Source organism: Prosthecobacter fusiformis (assembly GCF_004364345.1).
GTDB classification, from domain to species: Bacteria; Verrucomicrobiota; Verrucomicrobiia; order Verrucomicrobiales; family Verrucomicrobiaceae; genus Prosthecobacter; species Prosthecobacter fusiformis.
The window spans coordinates 1-19,966 of the sequence record NZ_SOCA01000014.1; the positions used below are offsets into that span (position 1 = coordinate 1).

Sequence of the window (19,966 nt, forward strand, 5' to 3'; positions counted from 1 at the left end):
CGCCTTTGGCCGAGCTCGCGAGGTGGCCGCCTTTGCCGGACTGACACCTGCCTTGAGCCAGTCAGGCACGAGTGTGAACCGGCGCGGGCACATGACCAAAGAGGGCAGCGCCATACTGCGCAAGATGCTTTACATGGCAGCGCTGCAAGCGGTGAAACGCGCCACCAATGCCTTCCATGCCAGCTACCAAGCCTTTGTGGAGCGCGGCAAGCCGAAGATGTGCGCCCTAGGAGCCATCATGCACAAAATCATCCGGGTCGCCTTTGGCGTGCTCAAACACGACACGCCATTTGTCAAAAACTTCGCCAAACTGGAAGCCTGAAAAAATCTTCCACTTCGGCCTTGCTCTGACCATATCTATTTTCCGCGCTCCCTCCGGGAGCGAAGGGCCAGGGAGCATGACGTAGAAAAAGGAAGTGCACGCGCCCCCGCGTGCATTGGAAGGCACCCTCGCCTTCCACCGAGGTCCCTGGACGTCCTTCCTTCCGCACGACTAACTTCCTGCATCTGTAAAACGGGGGCGAGGCCACCTCCGCAAATCCCCCGCCGCAGTGCTGGGTTCGTATCCTAGCAGACCTTTCAAGGGCGCGGTTATTCACCCGCACCGCCTTCTTTCATGGCATCGCCGCTCGAACCCCGCGATTCCCCCAATTAAGGGCACCACAACAAACCTTCGCCACGGTTGCCGTTCAAGAATAATGGATTAAATTATAAAACATCATCCACCTTCTTCTCATCCCGCATCTCATAGTTCTCGTGATGCAAAGGCATGTCACACGATTCCGATTTTCCACAACTCAATGCCAATGGAACTTCTTAATCAAAATTCCAAAACTTCTTCCCCACCGTTCCCCACCGTTCCCCATTGGGGACACGATGGGGAAACAATCCCCATCATAATCCGTTGATTATCAATGGTAAACAACGCCAAATCCCCAAATGGGGAAAATTTCAAATTCATCCCCATGCACCTGTTTTAACACCTCTCTAGTTTCATGGGCCACGTCCCTGAATGCACCCGGCGCGTTATCTTTGGGATGGGCCTCGCTTTCCTGGGCCTCTCACTTGTTTCCATTGTTCCAGACTTCGTTCGTGACAAAAAAAGTGCTCCTGCTAATTTTGCATTCTTTTTCACGAATAATGTCCGGTAATCGCCCTGTGTTTCAACATCTTCGGATTAAGTTTGATCGTACCTGCCAGGTACGAGTGTCCGATTTTGCATTGTGATCCCTCGGTCAGTCATGTTTTACTCGTCTTCGTCTGCCATGCGTTACGTTCTTAGCCTAGTTTCAGTTCTTGCCTTCACCCTCCAGCTCACCGGGCAGGCCCCGCCGCCTGCTGCCCCGGCTGCACCCGCTGGCGCATTGAACATCCAGCAGGAAACGGAAGCTCTCATGGCTGAGGCTCTGCGCTTTTTCCAAGAGGCCAAATACCCCGAGGCGCTCAAAAAGATCGAGCAGGTAAAGACCAACCTCAATAACAAGCCCTTCGCTCAAGTCCTCTTCGTGGAAGGCGCTTCCTACTTCAATCTGGAAGAATACGACAAGGCCATTGCCGTCCTGGAGGACTACATCAAAAACTTCGGCGATGGCGAATACATCAGCGCTGTCAAAATGGCCCTTGGCCGCAGCTACATCAATAAAGGCGATGCCGACAAAGGCATCTCCGTCTTAAAAGAAGTCGTCTCCCAGTCCCCCGACATGAAGTCTGAGGCAGGCCTGTTCGTGGCTGAAGCACTCAAAAAGCAGGATAAGGTGGATGAAGCCCTCTCCGTGCTGAAATCCGTCCTTGAAGGCGGCATCCGCAGTTCGGAGGCCATCCAGGCCGCCATGATGGCCGCAGACCTTCACGTCGCCAAAGGTGAGCTGGATGAGGCCGGTGCCCTCATGGAAAAAGTGAAAGGTTTCGCCACCGGCGGTGACAACGTCGCCCAGATGAACAACATCTACCTCCGCCTCGGGGATCAGATGCTGGAGAAAAAAAGCTTCCGCGAGGCCCTCGGTGCCTACCAGTTCGTCCGCCGCAAGAATGAGATCACCCGCATGCAGAAGGACGTGATCGCCAAGATCGAGCAGAGCCTCAAAACCCCAGGCCGTGGCCCCATCAAAGGCACCAAGGAAGAGCTCGAGGAAAAGCTCAAATCCAATAACACCCTCCTGGCGGAAATTGAGCAGCGCAGCGACTACGATGCCTCCCTTTATTACCGCCTGGGCCGTTGTTATTTCGAAATGGGCCGCTTCTGGGAGGCCCTCCTCGCTTTCGATGTCATCGTCAATGACTTCAAAGAATTCCCCCAGCGTGACCGCTGCGTCTTTGGCATGATCATCGCCAATGCCCAGCTCAAGCGCGTCAAGTCCGCTCGTGAGCTCTGTGAGCGTTACATCAATGATTTCCCGGATGGGGCGGATCTCGGCACCGTTTCGGAAATGTTCGGCATGCTCGCCTATGAAAATGGCAAGCTCCAGGAGGCTGCCGATGCCTTCAATAAAGCCGAAGGATTCCCTAAATCCGACCGGGAACGCCTGCGCTTCCTTCGCGGGAACGTGCTCTTTGAAATGCAGCGTTTCGACGACGCCCGCACCACCTTTGAACTCCTCATCAATGAGTTCCCTCAGTCCGCCTATAAAGATGATGCCCTCTACCGCATCGCCCTCATCTACTTCTACCAGAACGATTCCGTCAATACCACGAAGGCGCTGAAGAACTACATGAAGGAAAACCCGAAAGGGCAGTACGTCGTGGATGCACGCTACCGCCTAGCCTTCATTAAATTCCAGGCCCGCGATGTGGACAATGCCATGCTGGACCTCCAGGCCATCATCAAAGATGCGCCGAATGATCCCAACATCGGCCAGGTGCACAGTTTGTTAGGGGATGCCTATAACCAAAAAGGCGAATATGAAAAAGCCCTGGAAAACTTCGCCCTCGGCGTGACCAAGGCTAAGTCTGACGATGTCCTCAGTTATGCCATGGACCAGGCCACCGACCTCTATGCCGGGACCGGCAAGTGGAAAGAGCTGGGAGACATGTGGCAGAAATACATGAATACCCACAAGGACAACGAAGAGCAGGAGCTCAAAGCTGTCCTATGGATCTCCCGCGCCCGGGTGAAGGAAAACAAACTGGACGAAGCCAAAAAGCTTCTCGCTGACGCCACCCGCCCAAAAATTTCCAATCCTTCCAATCAGCAGGTGGAAGGTCTCATTCAGCAGCTCGTCAGCCTTGTCGCTCCTAAACGCCGCCGTCCAGTGACCACCGAAGGCGCACCGGCACCGGAGCCTGAGCTCACCCATGAGCAGGTAGCCACTCAGCTTGAGGAGTTGCTCACCCCGCCTCAGGCCGCCCAGAATGGCACCTCCCAGATGCGCATCCTCTTTGCCAAGGCCTGGCTCGCCAAGGTCATGCGTGAACCCGTGAAAGCGGAAAAACTCTTCGCGGTCATCATTGACGTCGCCAAGCCGGAAGACCTCAGCGCCATGCTCCTCGCCACCGTTGGCGACAATGCCCGCACCAAAGGCGACCTGGATAAAGCCGCCGCTTGCTACAACCGCCTCAACGAATTCTTCAAGGAAACCGAATACGCGGATGGTGCCGCAGTCGGCTTGGCAGAAATCGCCTACTCAAAGGGAGAATACGACAAGGCTCTGGAGCTCTTCACTTCAGCCATTGAAGAATACTCCGCCAGCTCCCGTCTCCTGGATGCCACACTGGGCAAGGCCAAGACCCTCTTCCAGCTCAAGAAGTATGACGAGGCCAAGGCGCTTTACGTGCAGATCCTCAATACCAAGGAGTGGCGCGGTGAAGCCCATGCCACCTCACTGTTCATGCAGGGGGAGATCGAATTCGCCAACCAGAAATGGGGAGAAGCCATCCCCTTCTATCAGCGTGTCTTCATCGCCCATCAAAAGTGGAAGTCCATCATGGCCCAGTCTTACCTCCAGTGCGCCCGTGCATTCCTCAAGCGCAACGGACCTGCTGAGCCGCCTAACAAATACCCGGACCGGGAAAACGCCAAGCTCCTGCTCATTGAAATGGTCAAGCGCACAGACCTCAAAGACCTGCCTGAAATGAAGCAGGCTGAGCTGGAACTCTCCAAGCTGTAATTCCCCACGACTTAACTCCACGTTCTCATGTTGCGTTACACCTTTTGCATCCTGGCCTCCTTCCTCTTTTGCGGGGCCGCTTTTGGCCAGGCCATCGTTCTCAAAGACGGCACCCGCGTTCCGGATACGGAATTCACCATGGATGGGGACAAAATTGTCCGCACCCTCAAGATCGCCGGCAGTTCCGCCACCACGGTGCTCCCTTGGCAGAACGTCGCTTACCTCGACTGGCCTGAACCCCCGGAACTCCTGGAAGCCAAGTCCCTCATGGCCCAGGCCAAGGCGGACGAAGCACTCGCCATGCTCAAGAAGTCCCTCGATTTTTTCCAGAAGTTTGAAAAGATCGAAGGCAACTGGTACCAGCAGGTCTTCTTTGCGTATGTCGAAACACTCAGCCAGGCTGGCAAGTTTGAAGACACCATCAAACTTCTCCCGTTGCTGAGAACCCTGCCTCTCACCGCTGCCCAGAAGATGACGCTTCGCATCATCCAGTTGGACATCGACCGCCAGACCTCCACGGAATACACCTCCATCATGGCTGAGGCTGAAGGCATCCTGGCTGATACGGACGACTCCGCTGTCGGCGCTTCCATCTGGATCATCATCGCTGACATTCATGCCAAAAAGAAGGAGTGGGAAAAAGCCCTCATGGCCTACCTGCGCATTCCCGTTTTCTACGGTACTCAGATGCAACGTGTGCCGGATGCCGAACTCAAGGCCGGTCAAATGCTTGTGAAAATGAAACGTTATGAAGACGCCCAGGCCATCTTCAGCCGCATTGCAGATTCCTACAAAGGCTCCGCCATCGCCGATACCGCAGCCAAAGAAAAGGCCGCCATCAATGGCATGAAAAACGAGCCTGAAGAGGAACCTGAAGCCCCTGCTCAAAAAAGCTGATCTGTACTCATCCTTCTTCTTTTTCCAAAACAAATCTCTACACCCGACCCGCTACCCATGCACACCAGCACCCCTCCCTCCATGATCCAGAAAATCGTCCGTGGTTTCGTCCGCCTCAGCGCCTGCGCGCTCCTCGTCGGCGGGACTTTCCTTATGACTTCGGGCCTTCAGGCTCAGGACGCCGCACCTGCCGCTGAAGCTTCTGCTGCTCCTGTCGTCCACCAGCATACGCTCATGGACCGTTTTCATGAAGGCGGCTGGATCATGTATCCCCTCCTGCTTTGCTCCATCGCCCTCGTTTGGCTCACGGTGGATCTCTGGATGCGCACCAGCATCAAGAGCATGGCTCCTCCTTCCCAGGTGACTCAGGTGCAGGATCTCTTCCGCGCTGGCGATTACGTTGGTGCTTATCAGTTCTGCCGCAGCAACAACTCCTACTTCGCGGACATCACCCGCGTCGGCCTCAGCTTCGTCGGTGAAGGCCAGGAAGCTGTGGAAGCAGCTCTCTTTTCTGAGCTGAACAAAACCAATTCCATCGTTCAGACCCGCATCAACTATCTCTCCGTGCTCGGCGTCTGCACCCCCATGATCGGTCTTGTCGGCACCGTGACCGGGATGATGAGCGCTTTCGCCACCCTGGGCACCAGCGGTGTGGGTGATCCTTCCAAGCTCTCCGCGGCTATCGGTGAGGTGCTTGTGGCTACTGCTTCCGGTCTCGCCGTCGCCGTGCCTGCGTTCATGATCTTCTACTTCCTGCGTAACCGTCTCCAGGTCTCCATGCACGGCATGCAGGAAATCGTTTCCTCCCTCTTCCGCAAGATGCCTTACGAGCACCTCAAGGACGCTCAAGTGGGTGAAGAAGAATTCTATGCTGCCGTGCCTAACTGGGTCACTGGCAATGGTGAAGTCCAGGCTGTCGCCGTTGCTGTCGGCTGATCGCCATTCCGGCAGGTGCCGGTCCCAGTGTTATAAACCTTTTAATCTGATACCCATATGGCAGGAGGAGGCGGAAGTACCGAAAGCGGAGAACCGGAGTTTCAAATTGCTCCGATGATTGATGTGCTGTTGGTGCTGCTCATTTTCTTTATGAGCATCACCTCGGCGCAGGTGTTGGAGATTGATAAGGACATCAAGCTGCCGGTCGCAGCGGACGCCAAGAAGAAGGATAAGAACGCCATGTTCGAGACCGCCATCAACGTCCGTTGGATCGCGGCCAAGCAGCAGTCCATCATCAAGCTCGACAGTCAGGAATTGGATAACGAAGCAATCGTCAACACCCTGACCCAGTTCAAAAATGCCAACGCCGCCCATCGCGTCATCATTCGTGGTGACCGCGACGTGCCGGCTGTAGAAATTCAGAAAGTCATGGCCCTCATTGCCCAGTCAGGCATTGATGACATCTCTTTCTCAACCCTCAATCAAGACGGCTGACCCATGGCTCATAACAAAAAACATCGCCACATTGAGGCGGAGCAAGTCAACATGGGCTTTCAGATCGCACCCATGATTGACGTCGTCTTCGTCATCATGCTCTTCTTCATGGTCATGGCCGGTGCGGTGAAGGTAGAACGTGAACTGAAGACCCAGCTCCCAGGACTTGGCACTCCCGCGCTAAGTGATGACAATACCCCGCCTGATGAAATCCTCGTCACGGTGGAAGAAACCGGCATCGTCACTTTGAATGAGGAGGAATTCGATTCCCCCACAGACAAAGTGCTGCCGAATTTCACCAATACCCTCATGCGTCTCAAGCAGGAGGCTGATCATCGCAACGCCAAGGTCATGGTCACCATCCAGGCCGAAGAACAGGCACGCTATGAGCGCGTGATCGATGTGCTTAATTCCATGGCCAAGGCCAAAATCGCCAACGTCACATTCACGGTCGGTGGGGATGAATTCTAGAATCTTCAGCAGGGGCCATTAGCCCTCCTCATCCAAGCATCGTCAGTTGCTACAGGCTTCAGCGCCTACCTTTCGCCTTCTATGTCTGCCACGCCTCCCCCGCCTAGTCCCGGTGGCCCACCTTCGCCATCGGATCTTAGTGCCACCCAGCCCCTGGGTCCACCACCCGGGGCCACCAACCCTGGCAACCTGGGCTACCCGGTGCAGGGGAATTTGGGTTATCCAGTGCAGCCGAATCTGGGCTATCCCGTCCAGCCCGGCATGGTGCCTCCTACGCAGCCGTTGGGTTATCCCACTCCGTCCGCAGCTTCAGGCCCGGTGCCCGTCGCCGCCGTGGAGGAAGAGGAAGAAGAATTCATGGCCGTGGAAGCCGTGGGCGGAGAAGTATTCCATCCGCCAGCGCTCAATCATTTTGAACCGGCAAGACCCTCCAATCCTCTGATCCAGGCTTGGCGCAAGGTCGGCGGCGGTTCCCTGGCGCTGAGCATCGCCATCCACGTCGGCATCCTGGTTGTCGGCGGGGCCATCGTGGTCAGCACGCAGATGATCCAGAAGCAGGTGGACTTCTTACCCGGTGGCGGCACTCAGCAAGGGGCGGAAGCCTCTGCCGAGATGCAGCACAAGGTACAGCAGAAGAAGCGCACCACGCTGAACAAATCCATGCCGATGAAGAAGATCGTCAGCACCAGCCAGACTTCGGCGGTGACACTGCCGGACGCTCCGCCGGACATCCTGGATGTGCCGGATGTAGGCGCGATGCTGGGCGGCGGCAGCCTCAGTGGTGCAGGATTCGGCAAAGCCGGGGCCGGGGGTGGTTTCGGCACGGGGATGGGCATGGGCAGCATGCAGGGATTCGTCAGCCTGCCGCCTTCCATGAAACAGCGTTGCTCCACCTCGGAGCGCCTGGAAAAATTACGTCAAAACGGCGGCAATGCCGAATGTGAGCGTGCGGTATCCGCCTCCCTGGAATGGCTGAAGGGCCAGCAGAATGAAGATGGCTCCTGGGGGCAGGGCGGGGGTAAAAGGAATAAAGCGGCCATGACTGGCCTGGCTCTGCTCTGCTATCTGGGCCGCTGCGAAACGCCAGACTCTCCTTTCTATGGGGACAACGTCATGCGTGCCATCATGTATCTGGTGGAGCTTTCCAAAAAGAACGAGCACGGTGCCATCACCGAAGACTTCAAAGGCAACTCCGGTGCCTATGAGCACGGCATCGCCACCTATGCGCTGGGGGAGATGTATACCCTGGCCCGTCTCGGCAGCAAACAGCTCCCCGGTATGCGTGAAGCCTTCGAAAAAGGTGTCCAGCTCATCATCAAGACCCAGAATAAAGCCGATGCCAAAAACGCCGAAGGCTCCTGGGACTACTATACCAAGAACATCGCTGAGGGTAAGCCCACCTCTTCTCGCGAAGACCTTTCTGTCGCTGGCTGGCAATACCAGGCCCTGAAAGCCGCCAAGTTCACCGGTCTCAAAATCCCGGGTCTCCAGAGCGCCATCGACAAGACTTGTGACTATATCGAGCGTACCCAGACCAAGGACGGCGGTTTTGGCAAAGCCAACCGAGATGCTCATTACAATCAATGGAGCCTCACCGGAGTCGGTTCACTGGGCCTGCAAACCCTCGGTAAAGGCCGCACCGCCTCCATCAAGAAAGGCATCGGATTCCTGCGCAGTTTCATCACCGCCGAGCCGCTGGACTGGAATAAGAACTGCAATCTCTACTGCTGGTATTATTACACCCAGACCTTCTTCCAAGCAGGGGGTGAAGACTGGAAGTTCTACAACGAGCAGTTCCTCCCCCAGATCCTCGCCGCCCAGCAGCCGGATGGCAGCTTCAAAAAAGGCCGCCCTAACTGGCCTTCCGGTGACGCCCCGGATCCCGTCTATCGTCAGGTTCTTTGCACCCTTCAGCTTGAAGTCTATTATCGTTATCTGAAGGTCGGCGACCGTGACGAAGAAAGCTTCTTTGACCGCCAGTAACCGAAGTTGATCAACGCCGCCGGCGGCTGAAGGCCCATACACCGCCGAGCATCAGCAGCAGCATCCGGGAGGGTTCCGGGGTGATGTAGATGATGCCGTGGCTGACAAAAAGGGAAGTATCCCAGGTCAGTCCCAGGTCATCAATGTCCGGCAGTTCCAGGATGCCCGGTGCATCTGCGTCTGTCACTCCGGCGATGCCCAGACCAGCAAAGTCCAGGAGGTCAAAGACCATGCCGGACTGATAACTGATCCCGTCCGGCACCACCTCTACCCGTGTGCCGGTGCTGAATGTCAGCGTGCCTGAGACTTCCAATGAATCATGCTGAGTGCCATTTGGGTCCAGATCGCCCAGGCCGATGATGAAGGCATTGCGAGCAGCCTGATCCAGGCTCACATCCACAAAGGCCAGCGAACCTTTGATTTGCACTTGAAGCAGCGCATCACTCAAAAAGGTGGCGGATGAACCTACGGTCAGTGTGCCGATGGCCGTGCCCCGGGTGCCTCCAGGGATCACCTTGCCAGCCACCGTGATCGCCCGGCCAATGGTGCCATCGCCACCCAGGGTACCACTGGCATTCACCTGGAAAGCCGCGCTGGGAGTGAAGGTCTGCCCCTGCACATAAAGAGCACCATCCACCTGGGTCAGCGATATGATCTGCGTCAGCCTGCCGCCATTGATGAGTTCCACCGTTGCCGCCGTTCCGATCCGGGTCAATCCACTGGTATTGCCAAAGGGTTCCAGGTCGATGGTGGCCAGTCCTGTAGCCGTGGCATTGGCGATCCAGGTGCCCCCTGTCAGAGTGCCTGCACCATCGCTTTGTACAAAGTTCAGGTCGTCAAAATCGGTGGTCAGGGAGGTGGTGACGCGGAAGTTTCCGCCCAGCACTTCCACGGTGCCTTGGTTATCAAAAGTGCCTGCACCCACGTCCCCGTCAGAACTGTAGAACTGGGCCGGGTCACTGCTGCTGGTCGTGGCATTCTTGCGGATGATACCAGTGGCACTGTTGGTGAAAGTATAGCCTTCACGCATCTCGAAGTCATTGATATCCCCAAACACATACAGGCCGTTATTGATGAACTCACCGCCGGAGGTCAAGCCGACCAAGTTGTCCGAGCCCACTGAAATGAGGTTGAAGGTGCCGTTGTTGATGAACGTCCCAACGCCGGAGATGGTCCGGTTGGCGGTGCCGTTGACGTTGAAGGTGCCGTCGTTAATGACGCTCACATCAGCCCCGATGGACCAGGTGGCACTGGTGTTCCAGTTGACGATGCCGGTGCTTGCATTGCGCCATTCCCCGCTGCCATTGATTGTCCGTGTACCGGGATTTTCGAAGTTGAAGGTGCCTTCATTGCGCAGGCTTGTATTGGCATTGATGGTCAATGTTGAACCACTGCTCCAGTTGAAAGTTCCGGTGCTGCTGATCAGAAGCTGGCCTTCGTTCGCGAGGGTGCGCGTGCCCGTGCCGGTGATTTCGAAGATGCCGTCATTGCGGTAAGTGACGGTCGGGGCAATGCCCAGGGTGCCGCCTGTCCATTGTACGGTCCCCGTGCTGTCATTGATGAAAGATCCGGCTCCCGTATAGCTGGCTCCGGCTGCGATGTTCCAGGTGCCCTGGTTCCTAAAGATGCTGTTATCTGACAAGGTCAGGACCCCGTTGCCCTGATTGAATACACCCCCGCTGGCATTGACGAATTCACCCCCGCCAGTCAGGGTTTTTGTGGAGGAGGAGGCCGTGCCGAAGATGCCGAGGTTGGTCAGGGTATAACCTTGAGTATTGATGTTGTGCTGTGACCAGACGATGCCGTTGCCGCTGATATCGAAGGAGAGTCCGCCCAGACCGACAGTGAGTTCACTGACGACCGAAGCATTGGCACTGTCCGTGATGCGCATGGAGGAGCTGGAGCTACCTTTGATCACGCCGGACCAGACACCTGCGATATCCAGGGTGCCCCCATTCGCCGTCCAGGTGGCCCCGGCCACACTGGTGCCGCCGGATGCCAGGCGCAACGTGCCCAGGGTACTTTGGATCTCACTGCCATCGGCGGCGATAAAACCAGCGGTGCCATAAACAAAAGAGGTGTCCCCTGTATTGGAGGTCTTTTTGAGGATGCCGTTGTTTTCAAATGTACCGGAACTTGAAAACAAGATGTCCCCGCCAGCCTGGAAGTCATAGACCCCGTTGTTTTCAAAGGTTACCGTACCGCTGATGCTGAGGTTGTCAGCGCTGCCGCTGAAGACATGGTTAAAGGTGTTGTTGTTGATGAAGCGTCCGCTGCCTGTCAGAGTTTTGTTGGCATTGGTAATGAATTCGGCGATGCCGTTGTTGATGAGCTGGCTGCCGTTGAGAGTCAAGGTGCCACGGATCAGTGAAAAAAGCCCGGTCGCAGTATTGGTTAGGGTACCGCTTCCGCCCAGGGTGAGGGTGCCTGCGGAATCCAGGACAAGAGTCCCATCATTCTGAATGGCGGTGCTGGTGTTTAGGGTGCCCGTTTTGAGGGTAAAGGTGCCGCCTGCCGCATTGATGAGCGTGCCCGTACCTGCCAGGGTCACCGCAGTGCCTGCGGAGGCCGTTTCCAGCGTCATGGTTCCGCGGTTGGTGAAGTTGGCATCCGTCAGGGTCAAAGTCCCGGATTGCAGGAGGAAGGTACCGTCAGCACCGTTTTCCACACTGCCCGTGCCCTGAACCACTGCGCCGGTGCCGGTGAGGCGGAGGATGCCGTCATTGCGCAGGGTATTGCCATTGCCATCCAGGATCCCGGTGGTCCACAGCAGGCCATCACCAGTCACATCCAGAATGGTGATGGCAGCGAGGGCGGAAAAAATGCCACCCGTGGCTGCGGATGGGTTTTCATTGGTCAGTGCGACCGCTCCGGTACCAGTCATGCTGGAGACGCCGCGAAGAAGGGTCCAGCCGCCGGTGAATGACAGGGTGGCCCCATTGGCGACGGTAAAGTCTCCGCCATTGGAGGTGGCGGCACCAGCGGTCGTGCGGGCACCGGAGATATTGAGGTGCCCCGCATCCACCTGGATGTCCCCATTGTTCACAAAAGCTCCGCCCTGACTCGGAGAGGAAGGGTAGATGTAGGCCGGGTCATTGGAGCTTCCGTCACTGCCTTGGGTTTTATGGATCAGGCCATTGTTGGTGAAGGACGATCCAAGGCCTGAAAGGCGAAAATCGGAGCCGCAATCGATCTGATAGGTGCCATCATTGATCAGGCTGGCCGCACCGCTGACGGTGATGTTGTCATTGGTACTGGTGGTATCGATGAGCAGGCGTCCGCCCGAATCAATCTTCAGCGTGCCGCTGCCTGCAAGGATCCGGCCCCCTGTTGAGCTGGAGTTGACGGTGGAATTGAAAGTGACGGTAGATCCCGTGCCGATGTTGACGATGATTCCAGTATTGATGGTGACGTCGCCACCAGTCCAGGTGTCTCCGTTAGCCAGAGTCGTGTTGGCGCTGTAAGTGCCGGCGATATCCGCCGCAGATGCGTGGATGGCAAGGGCGAGGCATGTAGCTGCTATGAAAAAACGGCGCATGGTGGAAAAGGGAAGGTGCGCTTGTTTGGGGGACGCAACCTGATTGGGGACTGGATAGGTCGTCTGCCTAACCGTTTTGGCAAGAGGGTTTCCCGGTCTGAGCTTGGTATAAAGATTCTGCTAAGAGCAGGCAGCTGCCCCAAAAAGATTTGCCATTATCCAATGGAAAAATGATCGCCAAGTTTGGCTTTAAAATCTTCGGGGCAGATACAAAAAGTGACTGCCAGCTCACGCACTTAAAGCCATGCTAAAGAACTCATGACAGAAAACAGGATTCAATGTGATGTGGAAGAGTTGCTGCGGGTCATCGCGGGCCGCTGGAAGGTGGTGCTGATCCGGGAGCTGGAGACCGGGCCGCGCCGCCACGGCCAGCTACTCCGCAGCCTCACCGGCATCACTCAAAAGATGCTGACGCAACGTCTGCGGGAGTTGGAGGCAGATGGCCTGATTCAACACCGCGATGTTCTGGAGGGAAAAGTCCGCCATGTGGAATACTCCCTGACTGAATGGGGAGTGAGCGTGAAGGAGGTGGTCATGCATCTGCACCACTGGGCCGTCGCCCACCATGAAAATTTGGCAGGAAGAAAGCGCCTCCCTCTAAAAGAAATGATGCACTGAGACGAATCCCCCTGCCTGAGATTAGCTTTCCAAACGTTCAGCAAAAATGAGCCGATTGCCAAAGGGATCGTGGATGGTCATTTCCACGGTGCCCCATTCGGTCTTCTGGCAGCCAGGTTTGGCATTCACATAGTCTTTATCGCGCAGGCTCTTTGAATAGGATTCGACATCCTGCGTATGGATCCTCACCGTGGAGCCTGGGCAACTGTCCCCATGATGGCCCGTCAGATGGATCACACAGTCATCTTTGGAGATCTGCATGTACAAGGGAAAGCCATCGCCGAAGCGGTGCTCCCAGTCTTTTGAAAAGCCGAGAAACTGCAGATAAAACTCGGCGGCCTTTTCCTCGTCGAACATTCGAAGGACGGAGATGGTGCTGCCGAGTTTCATGGGATGAGTGAGCGGTTAATGAATCGGAGAGGTGTCGTAAACGATGACACGCTCAAAGAAGGGTTTGCAGATGTCCACGAAGCGTTTGTGTTTCGGGCAGTCTTTCTGGTAGAATTCGTGGTCTTCCATATTCTTGAAATGGAGAACCAGGGAGTAGCTGAAGCTATGGTCCGTGACCGGGCGCTCTTCCGTGGGAGCAGGTTTGCCGACGAAGCCGTGCTCCAGATACTCAATGGTTTTGAGAGCGATGAGCTCGTTTTCGAAGATTTCGACCTGCTCAGTGCTCAGGTCCTTTTTCAGCCAGAAGTAAACGTTATGGATCATGGTGAAAGCATGATGGCACAAGCTGCGCCGGGGCGTCAATCAGAAGAGGTGGCAGAAGTCGGCCCAGGATTCATCGTGGAATAAACCAAACCTTCCTGGCCCCTACAATTCAGGCTCGCCAACTCCCTGACAATATGAAGAATCGTCAGTATGAAATACATCCTTGCGCTTGATCAGGGCACCACCAGCAGCCGCAGCATCCTTTTCGATAAAGCAGGCAAAGTCATCGCCACCGCGCAAAAGGAATTCACCCAGCATTACCCCCAGCCAGGCTGGGTGGAGCATGATGCCAGTGAGATTTGGGACACCCAACTCCGCACCATCAAGGACGTCCTCAAAAAGGCCAAAGCCACCTCACGGGACATTGCAGCCATTGGCATCACCAACCAGCGGGAGACCACCGTCGCCTGGAACAAAAAAACCGGTAAGCCAGTCGGCAAAGCCATCGTCTGGCAGGACCGCCGCACCGCCGCCTTTTGTGACCGCCTGAAGGCCAAGGGAGCCGAGTCCATGATCCGGCATAAGACGGGCCTCGTCGTGGATGCCTACTTCTCCGCCACGAAGATGAACTGGATGCTCAAGCATGTGCCTGAGACAAAGGAACTGGCGAAGACGGGCGACCTGGCCTTTGGCACGGTGGACTCCTGGCTTCTGTGGAATCTCACCGAAGGCCGCGTCCATGCCACCGATGTCAGCAATGCCTCCCGCACCATGCTGTATGACATCACGAAGGGAGAGTGGGATGCGGAACTGATGAAGCTCTTTGGCGTCCCCGCCTCCGCCCTGCCGGAGGTCAGGCCCTCCAGCGGAATTTTTGGTGAGACTTTATTGTTAGGCGGCAGCATCCCCGTGGCCGGTATCGCTGGGGACCAGCAGGCCGCTCTTTTCGGTCAGGTTTGCACTACCCCTGGCATGGTGAAAAACACCTTTGGCACCGGCTGCTTCATGCTCATGCACACGGGCACAAAGCGCATCGCCTCTGGCAACAACCTCCTGACCACTGTCGCCTGGCAGATCGGCGATGGGGAGTTGGAATACGCGGTGGAAGGCAGCGTCTTCATCGCCGGAGCCGTGGTCCAATGGCTGCGCGATGGCCTTGGCATCATCAAAAAATCTTCCGAGGTGGAAGCTCTCGCCGCCCAGGTTTCTGATACTGGCGGCGTTTACCTGGTTCCCGCCTTCGCCGGTCTCGGCGCACCGCATTGGGATCAATACGCGCGGGGCCTCATGTGTGGCATCACCCGTGGCACCACAAAGGCGCACATCGCCCGCGCCGCCCTGGAAGGCATCGCTTTCCAGGTCACGGATATCCTCCACGCCATGCAGGCCGATGCCGGAGTGAAACTGCGCGAGCTGCGCGTGGATGGCGGTGCCAGCAATAACAACCTCATGATGCAGTTCCAGGCTGACCTCCTCGGCGTCCCCGTCGTGCGTCCCGTGGTCACAGAAACTACGGCCCTCGGTGCCGCGTACCTGGCCGGACTCGCTGTTCGTTTCTGGAAAAATCAGGCCGAGATCGCCACCCAGTGGAAAACGGACCGTCGCTTCGAACCGACCATGAAAGCGGCGCAAAGAAAAAGCCTGCTTAGCGGGTGGAACCGTGCTCTTGAGCGCACCAAGGGGGCTTGAGCTTGGGGGCGGTTTCCAGAATGATTGTTAGAACTTCGCTCGGAAGACACCGCCGATACTGCGGCTGGAAGCGGGAGATCAGATGAAGGTCAGTCTAACACCCAGTTTCAACCATCTTCGCCTCGCGCCCTTGGCTCCCGGAGGGAGCGCGGACATTAGCCGGTGGTGGAAACGGCGAAGCCGTTGAGAACCACCGGATGCGGGAAACATCGCCCCCACGGAGCATCGCGTCCCGGAGGGACGCCGGAATGGTAGTGTGAAGGAGGCATATCTGGGGTCAGGGCATACCTCCAGCGTCCCTCCGGGACGCCCTGGGGATTTGCAGATCGGGGTCGTCTCTCCGGTGGTTCCCGGCCGCTGCGCGACCTCCACCACCGGCTATTTTCCATGCTCCCGGAGGGAGCTGGTGTTGCGAAGCCGCGAAGCGAAAGGGTTGGGGGGGAGGGGGCGGTCGCAGCAGGTGAGCTTGTCTATTGCGTAAGTTACTCCTTCAGCACCTGAGTCAGTGCACTCAGCACCGTCATGGCTGTATAGGGCTTGTGCAGGTACAGGTTCACCCCCATGGCCTTCACTTTTTCAGCATCCGTGGTATAACCGCTGGCGGCGATGATTTTCACCTTTGGATTCATCCGCTTCAGTACCTGGATGGTCGCCGGGCCGTCCATCACCGGCATCATCATGTCCGTCAGCACCAGAGCCACTTCTCGTCCATGCTCGGCATAATGGGCGATGGCCTCAGAGCCATCGCTCGCGGAAAGAACCCGGTAGCCATAGGCCTGGAGGGTTTGCTGGGTGATGAAGCGCACGCTTTCCTCATCATCCACCAGGAGAATGATTTCGCCGTTGCCCCGGGGCATCGTATTCGCTGGCGCTTGCACCGGGGCGCTGTCCCCCGTGGTTTTGGATGGGAAGTGTACTTGAAAGGAGGTGCCGTTCCCCGGCTTGCTATAGACGGTGATGAATCCATCGTGACTCTTCACAATGGCCATGACGGTGGATAGGCCCAGGCCTGTGCCTTTGCCCAGATCCTTGGTGGTGAAAAACGGGTCAAAGATCTTTTCCTGCACTGCCTCAGAGATGCCTGTGCCCGTATCCGTGATCTCAAAGACAATGTAGGCTCCTCCTTTGATCCGCGTCCCGGCCCACATGCCCATTTCCCCTACCTGGGTCCCATAGACCTTGAGCGTCAGCCTGCCGCCATCCGGCATGGCATCCCGCGCATTCAGGAAAAGGTTCAGCAACACCTGATGCACCTGGGTGGCATCTCCCATGAATCCAGGCAGGTCCTCCTGCACCTGAGGATAAAATTCAATGTTCTTGGGAAAGGCTTCCTGAACAAAGCTGCGGATGTCCTCCACCACGCCCTTGGGATTCAGCGGATGCCGCTCACCGTCCACGCCACGCGCAAAAGACAGCACCTGCTGCACCATGTTGGCACCGCGCCGCGCACTGCTCTCAATGCTGGCCAGGATGTTCAACTGGCCCGCATCTTTAATGCTCAGCCTCAGCAGGTCGATGGAAAGGATGATGGGCAGCAGCACATTGTTCAAATCATGGGCGATGCCCCCTGCCAGCGTGCCGATGCTCTCGATGCGCTGGGAACGCAGGAAATGGCTTTCCATCCTCTTCTTTTCCATGATGTCCGTGTTGATGGACATCACCGCCCGCGCATGCCCTTCGGAATCACGCACCAGCGTCCAGCGGCTTTCCACCAGCACATCCCGGCCATCCTTGGCATGCTGGCCCAGCTCCCCGGTCCATTCACCATTTCTCAGCACTGCCGCTGTGGCTTCCTGAAAGCGGGTGGGCTCTCCCCGGAGGATCTCCGTGGACTGCCGACCGATGACCTCTGCCGCTGTCCAGCCATAGAGTATCTCCGCACTTTTGTTCCAGTATGTGATGCGGTTATCCATGTCCCGCACCAGGATGGCGTCACGCGCTTTGTCCAGCAGGGAGGCCTGGCTGCGGAAGATCTCCTCCAGCTTCAGCCTTTCCTCCATCTCCTGCTGAAGAGCCGATGTACGCTGCTGCACCACACGCTCCAGATCCCCCAGCAGCATCCGGGCTTCTCCCGCCAGCCGCCACTTCTCCGTCAGCGCATTGGCCAGTTGCTGTACCTCGATTGCATCAAAAGGTTTCTTTAGAATCAGCAGCCTGTCCCCAGGATTGATCTGCTCCTGCATCTGGTCCCACGAATAGTCGGAGTAGGCGGTACAAATCACGATTTGCAGATAAGGATCCACCTCCCAGATACGGCGGCTGGTCTCGATGCCGTCCCATCCTGGGGGCATGCGCACATCCACAAAGGCGATGGCATAGGGGGTGCCATTGGCGATGGACCGCTGCACCTTGGCCAGCCCTTCCTCCCCCTGGGAGGCGGCATCAATCTCAAACCATTCACTCTCCTTGGCCCCGAAAAGCTTGGCTTCAAAGGCATCCAGCTCCGCATCCGCAGCCTCTGGCTCCCCTAGAATTTTGCGAAAGTCTGCCTGGATCGCGCTATTGTCATCAATCACCAGGATACGCCTGTTCTTCTTCACAAGGGGTGCAGTCATCATGGCTGGGTAGTGGGGAAGGGGGGCTGCTTGGGGCAGGGAAGTTCCAGCGTAAAGGTGGCCCCCCGGCCAATGCCTGCGCTGTAGGCGGTGAGGTTGCCGCCCAGCTCACGGGCGGCCAGTGCACCACTGTGCAGGCCGAAGCCATGCCCATCTTTCTTGGTCGTAAAGCCGTGCTGGAAGATCCGCGTGAGGTTTTCTGAGGCGATGCCGACTCCATTGTCGATGATGGAGATTTGCACGGCCTTGTTTTCGTCTCTCGTTACTCTCACGGTGAGGATCTTTTCTTCCTGTGTCTGTGCCACAGCATACTTTGCATTGCCAAGCAGGTTTACCAAAATTTGCAGTACTTTATGCCGGTCCGTCAGGATGGGCTGGTCATCCTGGATATCGCAGACCAGGGAAAGCTCATGCCGGGTGAATCCCGCCGCATTGATGCGGATGGCATCATCGATCAATTCGCTCACCGATATCTCCTCCATCACCCCGCAGCCGCGCGCATAGTTTTGCTGCATGGCCACGATCTCCTTGATATGCTCGATGTTTTTGCGCAGGGATTCCAGTTCCTCCAGGATGCCCTGCTGGGGTTCGGCAAGCTGGCCCACCAGCTTCATCATGTAAGCAGGCACTTCTTTGCCGCGTGGGTCCGTGCTCAAAAAAGTACCCAGGTTGGCTGCATTTTCCTGGAGGAGTCCCGCCAGGTTTTTCAGACTACCGATGCGGAACTGCCGCACCTTGGTGGAGACCACCTCTGCGGAGACACTCACACTGTTTAGCACGTTGCCTACATTGTGCAGGATGCTCGTCGCCACCTCCGCCATCCCCGCCTGACGGGAAGTGGACAGCAGCCGTGTATTCGCCTCTGCCAGGCTTGTCACGGCTTGCTCGCGCGATGTGATGTCACGGAAATTGATCACCACCCCGACTTCCTTCCCATTCACGAGCTGCGGCTTCGCATACCGCTCGAAGGTCTGGCCTGACTTCAGGTAAATCCGGTCGAAGACTTCCTTCTCCAGCGGCAGTTCTAGCTCTTTGCCCTTAAAGATGAACACCTCTGGATTCACGGTTTTTGCGGCGATGAATTCCAGCAGCTTGTTCTTATCCGGCTTTTCTAAAAGTTCCGGCGGGATACTCCACATCTCCGCAAAGTGCCGGTTATGGCACACCACCTCTCCAGTGAATTGGATGGCGATGATGCCATCCGCCGTGGAGTCCAGCGTCGCATTCAGCAGGGACAGAGATTTAGCAAGCTCCTGCGTCCGCTCCTGCACCCGTGTCTCCAGGTTGCTCTGCGCAGTGTGAAGCTCGGAATCCTGCATCTGGATCTGGCTGAGCATCTCATTGAAGGCATCGATGAGGCTGCCCAGTTCATCATCACTCTGCTTCACCGCACGGACCGAATAATCCTTTTCCTTCGCCACCCGTCCTGCGATCTCCGCCAAGTGATGAACAGGCACCGAGATGAATTTTTGCAGCCGTGTGGATAGAAAAAATGCCAGCAGCAGGGAGGCCAGCAACACCGCGAGCACAAAGGTGGCGGAGCGTTTCAACCGTTGAGAAATGAACTCCAGATCCGCTGCGATATAGACCGACCCGATCACCTCATTTGCCAGGATGATGGTTTTGAACGTATCCAGGTAGTCCTTATGAAAGGTCTGCCCAGTCGCCTCAAGCCCGGCGAAATCGAACGGTTTATCCAGATCCGGCCTTTGGTATTCAGCTACCCGTTCTCCTCCCACATCATAGACGCAGGCGGCCATGATGATGGGATTCGCCTGGAGCGTACTCAGCGTATGCTCGATGGACTCCGGGTCATTGAAGGACAGGCCGGAGGCCACATTGTCATCCAGCGTATCTGCCATGATGGCCAGATCTCGCGCCATGGTTTCCCGGAAGGCATGCCGCTCATACATCAGGATGACTGCGCAGGCCAGCAGCAGCGCGGCCGAACTGACGGACATGATGATGATCGTCAGCTTCCGTTTGATGGGGATGTCATGAAGAAACTGCATGATGGATGGCGGGGT

14 protein-coding genes are annotated in these 19,966 nt (G+C 56.8%); 9 read left to right on the forward strand and 5 right to left on the reverse strand.

The features are described from left to right. The 7 genes from EI77_RS21380 to EI77_RS21410 all read left to right on the forward strand — a co-directional run. On the forward strand, positions 1–322 hold a 322-nt coding region (locus EI77_RS21380), incomplete at its 5' end, for a transposase (RefSeq protein ID WP_133797356.1). Positions 323–1,265: 943 nt separating this feature from the next. Further along, entirely contained in the window at positions 1,266–4,103 is a 2,838-nt protein-coding gene (locus EI77_RS21385; RefSeq protein ID WP_166647430.1) for a tetratricopeptide repeat protein, read from the forward strand. 27 nt (positions 4,104–4,130) lie between these two features. Further along, positions 4,131–5,000: a tetratricopeptide repeat protein gene (locus EI77_RS21390; protein ID WP_133797358.1), complete on the forward strand. Its 870-nt coding sequence runs from the start codon at positions 4,131–4,133 to the stop codon at positions 4,998–5,000. 57 nt (positions 5,001–5,057) lie between these two features. Beyond that, a complete protein-coding gene (locus EI77_RS21395) occupies positions 5,058–5,936 on the forward strand; it encodes a MotA/TolQ/ExbB proton channel family protein (protein WP_133797359.1) in 879 nt (292 codons plus the stop codon). A gap of 57 nt (positions 5,937–5,993) precedes the next feature. Beyond that, positions 5,994–6,431, forward strand: coding sequence for an ExbD/TolR family protein (locus EI77_RS21400; protein ID WP_133797360.1), 438 nt, complete (start codon positions 5,994–5,996; stop codon positions 6,429–6,431). Positions 6,432–6,434: 3 nt separating this feature from the next. Then, positions 6,435–6,902 carry an ExbD/TolR family protein gene (locus EI77_RS21405; protein WP_133797361.1) on the forward strand — a complete coding sequence of 156 codons (468 nt, stop codon included), beginning with the start codon at positions 6,435–6,437 and terminating at the stop codon, positions 6,900–6,902. A gap of 81 nt (positions 6,903–6,983) precedes the next feature. Beyond that, positions 6,984–8,885, forward strand: coding sequence for a prenyltransferase/squalene oxidase repeat-containing protein (locus EI77_RS21410; RefSeq protein ID WP_243838986.1), 1,902 nt, complete (start codon positions 6,984–6,986; stop codon positions 8,883–8,885). A gap of 10 nt (positions 8,886–8,895) precedes the next feature. On the opposite strand, the gene EI77_RS21415 is transcribed toward EI77_RS21410, so the two are convergent. Continuing rightward, on the reverse strand, positions 8,896–12,423 hold the full coding sequence (locus tag EI77_RS21415) for a PEP-CTERM sorting domain-containing protein (protein ID WP_133797362.1): 3,528 nt from the start codon (positions 12,421–12,423) through the stop codon (positions 8,896–8,898). 258 nt (positions 12,424–12,681) lie between these two features. Here EI77_RS21415 and EI77_RS21420 point away from each other — a divergent pair, with 258 nt between their 5' ends. After that, on the forward strand, positions 12,682–13,041 hold the full coding sequence (locus EI77_RS21420) for a winged helix-turn-helix transcriptional regulator (RefSeq protein WP_133797363.1): 360 nt from the start codon (positions 12,682–12,684) through the stop codon (positions 13,039–13,041). Positions 13,042–13,062: 21 nt separating this feature from the next. Here EI77_RS21420 and EI77_RS21425 read toward each other — a convergent pair whose 3' ends face one another. Together EI77_RS21425 and EI77_RS21430 are read right to left on the reverse strand one after the other, a co-directional pair. After that, complete coding sequence (locus EI77_RS21425; RefSeq protein WP_133797364.1) at positions 13,063–13,431, reverse strand: glyoxalase superfamily protein; 369 nt, start codon at positions 13,429–13,431, stop codon at positions 13,063–13,065. A 15-nt stretch (positions 13,432–13,446) separates the two neighbouring features. After that, positions 13,447–13,755: a Dabb family protein gene (locus EI77_RS21430; RefSeq protein WP_133797365.1), complete on the reverse strand. Its 309-nt coding sequence runs from the start codon at positions 13,753–13,755 to the stop codon at positions 13,447–13,449. Positions 13,756–13,905: 150 nt separating this feature from the next. Between EI77_RS21430 and glpK the strand changes: the two genes are divergently transcribed. Beyond that, positions 13,906–15,384, forward strand: coding sequence for a glycerol kinase GlpK (gene glpK / locus EI77_RS21435; RefSeq protein WP_133797366.1), 1,479 nt, complete (start codon positions 13,906–13,908; stop codon positions 15,382–15,384). Between the two features lie 482 nt (positions 15,385–15,866). On the opposite strand, the gene EI77_RS21440 is transcribed toward glpK, so the two are convergent. Beyond that, positions 15,867–17,942 carry an ATP-binding response regulator gene (locus EI77_RS21440; protein ID WP_133797367.1) on the reverse strand — a complete coding sequence of 692 codons (2,076 nt, stop codon included), beginning with the start codon at positions 17,940–17,942 and terminating at the stop codon, positions 15,867–15,869. Continuing rightward, on the reverse strand, positions 17,939–19,951 hold the full coding sequence (locus tag EI77_RS21445; protein WP_133797368.1) for a sensor histidine kinase, YfiR-like protein-associated: 2,013 nt from the start codon (positions 19,949–19,951) through the stop codon (positions 17,939–17,941). The genes EI77_RS21440 and EI77_RS21445 overlap by 4 nt, the downstream gene beginning before the upstream one ends. Between the last annotated feature and the right edge of the window lie 15 nt (positions 19,952–19,966).

Excerpts from the sequence above, each read along its gene's own strand:
- EI77_RS21420 (WP_133797363.1), top strand. The coding sequence starts at position 12,682 with ATGACAGAAAACAGGATTCAATGTGATGTGGAAGAGTTGCTGCGGGTC.
- EI77_RS21430 (WP_133797365.1), bottom strand. The coding sequence starts at position 13,755 with ATGATCCATAACGTTTACTTCTGGCTGAAAAAGGACCTGAGCACTGAG.
- EI77_RS21410 (WP_243838986.1), top strand. The coding sequence starts at position 6,984 with ATGTCTGCCACGCCTCCCCCGCCTAGTCCCGGTGGCCCACCTTCGCCA.
- EI77_RS21425 (WP_133797364.1), bottom strand. The coding sequence starts at position 13,431 with ATGAAACTCGGCAGCACCATCTCCGTCCTTCGAATGTTCGACGAGGAA.
- glpK (WP_133797366.1), top strand. The coding sequence starts at position 13,906 with ATGAAATACATCCTTGCGCTTGATCAGGGCACCACCAGCAGCCGCAGC.
- EI77_RS21405 (WP_133797361.1), top strand. The coding sequence starts at position 6,435 with ATGGCTCATAACAAAAAACATCGCCACATTGAGGCGGAGCAAGTCAAC.
- EI77_RS21390 (WP_133797358.1), top strand. The coding sequence starts at position 4,131 with ATGTTGCGTTACACCTTTTGCATCCTGGCCTCCTTCCTCTTTTGCGGG.
- EI77_RS21445 (WP_133797368.1), bottom strand. The coding sequence starts at position 19,951 with ATGCAGTTTCTTCATGACATCCCCATCAAACGGAAGCTGACGATCATC.
- EI77_RS21400 (WP_133797360.1), top strand. The coding sequence starts at position 5,994 with ATGGCAGGAGGAGGCGGAAGTACCGAAAGCGGAGAACCGGAGTTTCAA.
- EI77_RS21395 (WP_133797359.1), top strand. The coding sequence starts at position 5,058 with ATGCACACCAGCACCCCTCCCTCCATGATCCAGAAAATCGTCCGTGGT.
- EI77_RS21440 (WP_133797367.1), bottom strand. The coding sequence starts at position 17,942 with ATGATGACTGCACCCCTTGTGAAGAAGAACAGGCGTATCCTGGTGATT.
- EI77_RS21385 (WP_166647430.1), top strand. The coding sequence starts at position 1,266 with ATGCGTTACGTTCTTAGCCTAGTTTCAGTTCTTGCCTTCACCCTCCAG.
- EI77_RS21415 (WP_133797362.1), bottom strand. The coding sequence starts at position 12,423 with ATGCGCCGTTTTTTCATAGCAGCTACATGCCTCGCCCTTGCCATCCAC.